6 protein-coding genes are annotated in these 4,186 nt (G+C 67.5%); 3 read left to right on the forward strand and 3 right to left on the reverse strand.

All coding sequences use genetic code 11. The features are described from left to right. On the forward strand, positions 1-585 hold a 585-nt coding region (locus WBV89_RS11850; RefSeq protein WP_423981558.1), incomplete at its 5' end, for a glycosyltransferase. Beyond that, positions 582-1,049: a YbjN domain-containing protein gene (locus WBV89_RS11855; protein WP_423981559.1), complete on the forward strand. Its 468-nt coding sequence runs from the start codon at positions 582-584 to the stop codon at positions 1,047-1,049. The genes WBV89_RS11850 and WBV89_RS11855, both read left to right, overlap by 4 nt. Positions 1,050-1,179: 130 nt before the next feature. On the opposite strand, the gene WBV89_RS11860 is transcribed toward WBV89_RS11855, so the two are convergent. From WBV89_RS11860 to WBV89_RS11870, 3 genes are all read right to left on the reverse strand, one after another. Continuing rightward, complete coding sequence (locus tag WBV89_RS11860) at positions 1,180-2,274, reverse strand: CHAD domain-containing protein (RefSeq protein WP_423981560.1); 1,095 nt, start codon at positions 2,272-2,274, stop codon at positions 1,180-1,182. 111 nt (positions 2,275-2,385) lie between these two features. Continuing rightward, a complete protein-coding gene (locus WBV89_RS11865; RefSeq protein WP_423981561.1) occupies positions 2,386-3,525 on the reverse strand; it encodes a PfkB family carbohydrate kinase in 1,140 nt (379 codons plus the stop codon). Positions 3,526-3,617: 92 nt separating this feature from the next. Continuing rightward, positions 3,618-3,800: a hypothetical protein gene (locus WBV89_RS11870; protein ID WP_423981562.1), complete on the reverse strand. Its 183-nt coding sequence runs from the start codon at positions 3,798-3,800 to the stop codon at positions 3,618-3,620. A gap of 166 nt (positions 3,801-3,966) precedes the next feature. On the opposite strand from WBV89_RS11870, the gene WBV89_RS11875 reads away from it, so the two are divergent. Then, positions 3,967-4,186 (forward strand): hypothetical protein (locus WBV89_RS11875; protein ID WP_423979661.1); only part of this gene is annotated, 220 nt, incomplete at its 3' end.

Genomic DNA, 4,186 nt, shown 5'->3' on the forward strand with positions numbered 1-4,186 from the left:
GGCCCCGACGTCGCGATCCGGGCGCTCGCCGACCTCCGTCGTCGGGGGCGCCGCGACGCGTCGCTGATCATCGTCGGTGGCGCAAGCGGGAACGAGGGCGACACCGAGACCCACCGGGCGCATGACCTCGTCGACGAACTCGACCTGCACGACAGCGTGCACTTCGTCGAACCGCAGCCCCACCACGTCTTGTCGAGCTACTACCGCGCCGCCGACGTCGTGATCGTGCCCAGCCGGTCGGAGAGCTTCGGATTGGTGGCGCTCGAGGCGGCCGCGTGCGGAACGCCGGTGGTCGCGAGTGCGGTGGGCGGATTGCTGAGCCTCGTCGACGACGGCGTGACCGGACGCCTGATCACCGGACGGAACCCGAGTGACTACGGCGCGGCATTGGCCGAGATCATCGGTGATCCGACCCTGCGCGATGTGATGGGCGCGGCGGCACGTGAGCATGCCGCTCGCTACACCTGGCACGACGCCGCCGAACGCCTCCGCAAGCTCTACGACGAGCTGTCGGTGACGGATCTCGTCAGCTGCACCGATCGGCCGGTCCTGGCCGAGGCCGGCGCCGCGCAGGTGTCGCGATGACCGATCCGTTGGACCGACCGGAACTGGCCGTGCTCGAACGTCGCATCGACGAGTGGATCGCCGAACTCGACCACGAGTACGACCACATCGTCGCCGTGGATCGTGCCGAGGAGGACATCGTCCGGTGGTACGTGCGGATGCGTGGTGACGACAAGGAGTTCACGACCGCCTGGCTGACGCTCGGCCAGCGGACGTTGCGCTACGAGACCTATGTGATGCCTGCCCCCGCGGAGAACGCGCAGGCTCTCTACGAGAACCTGCTGCGTCGCAACGAGCGCCTCGTCGGCGTGCACTTCTCGATCGGTGAGGAGGACGCGGTCTACCTGCGCGGTGAGCTCCCGACCGATGCGGTCGACAAGGACCACATCGACCGCATCCTCGGAACGATCTACGCCACCGTCGAGCAGACGTTCCAGCAACTGCTGCGGATCGGCTTCGCCAGCCGTTTTCCCGCCGGCGGCTGACGAGCGCGCATCCGCTTTCCTCTTTCCGCTTTCGTTTCCTCTTTCGTCAGCCGGCGACCCACCGAGGTGGTGCCCGGGCGGGTGCATCTCGGGGGAGTCGGTTCCCCGCATTCGCCCGGGCGGTCCCGCCTCAACGAAGCGATCGTCCGACGCCCGCCGCACGCAACGACGCCACGAGATCGTCGCGCACCATCGACGACCGACCCGCGAGGTCAGCATCACGCGCGATGGTTTGCAGTTCCTTCACCGACATCTCGTCGAAGTCGTCGGTGGTGGAGTTCGGCGCGACGTCGTCGATCCCACCCACGGCACGCTCGTCTCCCCAACGGCCGTGCTGCACCCAGTAGGCGCCGAGCCGCTGGGAGAATCGCTTCGGGGATTCGACGTACAGACGGTGGGCGAGTCCCAGGCTGCGACCCTCGAGGTCGCGACGTCGCTCGTCGAAGAACGAGACGGCTGCATCGACCGTCGTCGCACCGCCGAATGCTTCGTGCTCGCGCCGCAGCAGTGCGGTGAGCACCGACAGGTCGTGTGCATCGCCGAGCGCGTCGGACAGCTCGTGGAGCCGGGCTGCCAGAGGTCGCAGGATCGACGGCGCCGTCGTCTCGAGCAGGCGGACGTGGTACCACGTGTACTTCGCCCGTTTGCGAAGCTCATGGAAATCCTCACTCGAACCGTCATCGGTCGCGATGGCGAGCGCGTCGACGCCGCGCGCGTACGTCTTGTGGAGTCCGGCGCCGATCGCTGACCAGCCGTCGCAGTCGAGCGACCACGAGTCCACGACCTCGACCCCGTCGCTCAAGAAGCCGAGCGCCTGCTCGACCGACTCGTGGGATCGGTCGAACGCCTCGATGCTGTGGCGAGAACGAGCGGCGAGTTCTCCACGGACGACGCCGAGCCCGCCGGGAGGGAGCCGCTCGGCATCGACCGACACGAGCCGATCGAAGGTGTCGAGCAAGGCCTGCGCGTCGCGATGGGGCGACAGCGCCCGAGCCGCCTCGCGAAACGCCTCGTTCGTCGTCCGGTATCGATCGCCGAGCGCCGGACGAACGAGCCTCGCGAGCCCGCGGATCTTCTTGCATCGCTTCCGCGCGTCGTGGACCGCTGCGACGACGCCATCGGCGTCGATGTGCGTCAGGTCGGCTCGGGCTTTCGTGGCCTGTTCGGCGGCGGCCCGGTGGATCTCGGTGAGGAGTTCACGATCAGGACGGATTCGATCGGCCATGTCCTCGCCGTACCCGACCCGGCGGCCCACAAACGCCTCGGAGCAGTGATCGAGACCTCGTCGGGTCACCGCCTCGCGCCGAGCGGTCCCATCGCCACCGCACCCACGGTGTCACGCGTCGTGCGGTCCGTCGGCCGTGAGGTGACGGGCGAGTGCGTCGGCCAACTCGCGCTTGTTCATGGTCGACCGACCGGCGAGATCGATCGACTGCGCCCGGTCGTACAGGTCTGACTTCGTGAGCTCGTCGAGTCCGGTCGGGTCCGAGGTACGGGAATCCGAGTGGTTCACGGCGCGGATCTCGACTCGATCGGCGATGTCCTCGATCGAATCGCGCCGGCCCGTCCCGAGGCCGTGGCGGGACACGTTCAACGCTGCAGCCGCAGCAGCGAGACGCAGTCCGTCCTCGAAGCTCATGTTCCGGGCGGCAGCGACCGCGAGCGCAGCGGTCATCGAGTCGCCCCCTCCTCGTCCGTCGAGTACCTCGAGCGCCGGTGAACGGACCTCCACGATCCGACCATCGCGACCAGCGACGGTGGTGCGGTGTTGTCGGGACACGACGACCGCTTCGGCTCCTTCGCGGTGGAGGCGTGCGATGCCGTCGGCGATGGCCGCGACCGAACTGCTGTGGGCCCATCCATCGGCGATGAGCTCTTCGTGGCTCAACTTGACCACGTCGACGCCCCCTTCCAGCACGCTGTGCAGTGGTGGTCCGCACAGGTCGGCGATCACGGTGACGCCGTTGCGGCGAAGATCCGAGACGAGGCGACGGAAGGTGTCCGGGTCGAACATCGCGGCGAGTTGTGTTCCGGCGAGGACGCAGACGCCGGCCGACAGCGCCGCTCCGACGATTGCGCTGTACAGCTCGTCGACTTCGTGGCGGCCCATCGACGGGATCGCGGTTTCTGCCACGACGACTCGGCCCCCGTCACGGCGATCGTCGACGACGACGGAATTCGCGTGGACCATCGCCGTCAGCCGGGCATCGAGACCATCTGCCGCGATGACCGATCGAAGGGCGTCGCCGGACTCGCCGCCCACTCCGGCGCACGGAATCGGGTGCGCTCCCAGGGCTCGGATCATGCGAGAGATCCAGTAGCCCTGGCCGCCGGCGTGGAGATGCACCTCGTCGAGGTCGTCGCCCGTGCGATGGAGCTCGATCGAGAGCAACAACGCCGGTGCGAACACCGCGACGGACTCCACTCGCTCCGGCGGCGCAACATGATGCGTGTCCTCGTCGATGGTGTGGTTCATCCATCCTCCTGGCTCCGAACGCTCGCCCGGGTCAGATCGTACGAGACCAGACGTGGGGCGGGGAGCCACGTGCCGACGCCCGGAACGTGTGGTCAGACCCGGAGTGATTGCTCCGGTTTGTGCTGTTCGAGCGATTCGGACGACGACTGGGCCGTGGACACCCGTTCGGCACAGGCATCGATGAGCGGGGCATGGCGTGCCTCCTGCTCCAGGAGATACCCTGTGGTCGACTCTCGACCGAACACCAACTCGTGCGTTGCGAACAGATCCGGCATCGTTTGATCCTCGGCGAGTTCGGACATGTCGATGGTGTACCCATCTCGCGGAGAAGCATGCGCGGTTGCCTCGGTCGGGCGGCTTCGCTCTTTGGTCAACCATTCCTCGAGGCCGGGGCTGATCGTTCCCTCAACTCTGTGACACCCCTGGCGTACGCTTGTTCGTATGGATCCGGTGGCGATTCCGACGATCGAGGAAGCAGCCTCGATGTCTGGTGCGGATCTCGATCGTGCGTTGGTCGACCTCGAGACCGCCCGCCGCCAACTCGAGGCCTCCTACATCGCGGTGATCGACCGTGCCGATGACACCGGCCGGTTCCACAGCGACGGCCACGCCTCGGTCCGCGGCTGGATCGCCGCACTCACCAACGCCGAACCGATCGAAA

The organism is Ilumatobacter sp., assembly GCF_049588435.1.
Classification (GTDB): Bacteria; Actinomycetota; Acidimicrobiia; order Acidimicrobiales; family Ilumatobacteraceae; genus Ilumatobacter_A.

What these genes read in the sequence shown, in the direction of transcription:
- WBV89_RS11855 (WP_423981559.1), top strand. Translation starts at nt 582, where the DNA reads ATGACCGATCCGTTGGACCGACCGGAACTGGCCGTGCTCGAACGTCGC.
- WBV89_RS11860 (WP_423981560.1), bottom strand. Translation starts at nt 2,274, where the DNA reads ATGGCCGATCGAATCCGTCCTGATCGTGAACTCCTCACCGAGATCCAC.
- WBV89_RS11865 (WP_423981561.1), bottom strand. Translation starts at nt 3,525, where the DNA reads ATGAACCACACCATCGACGAGGACACGCATCATGTTGCGCCGCCGGAG.
- WBV89_RS11870 (WP_423981562.1), bottom strand. Translation starts at nt 3,800, where the DNA reads ATGCCGGATCTGTTCGCAACGCACGAGTTGGTGTTCGGTCGAGAGTCG.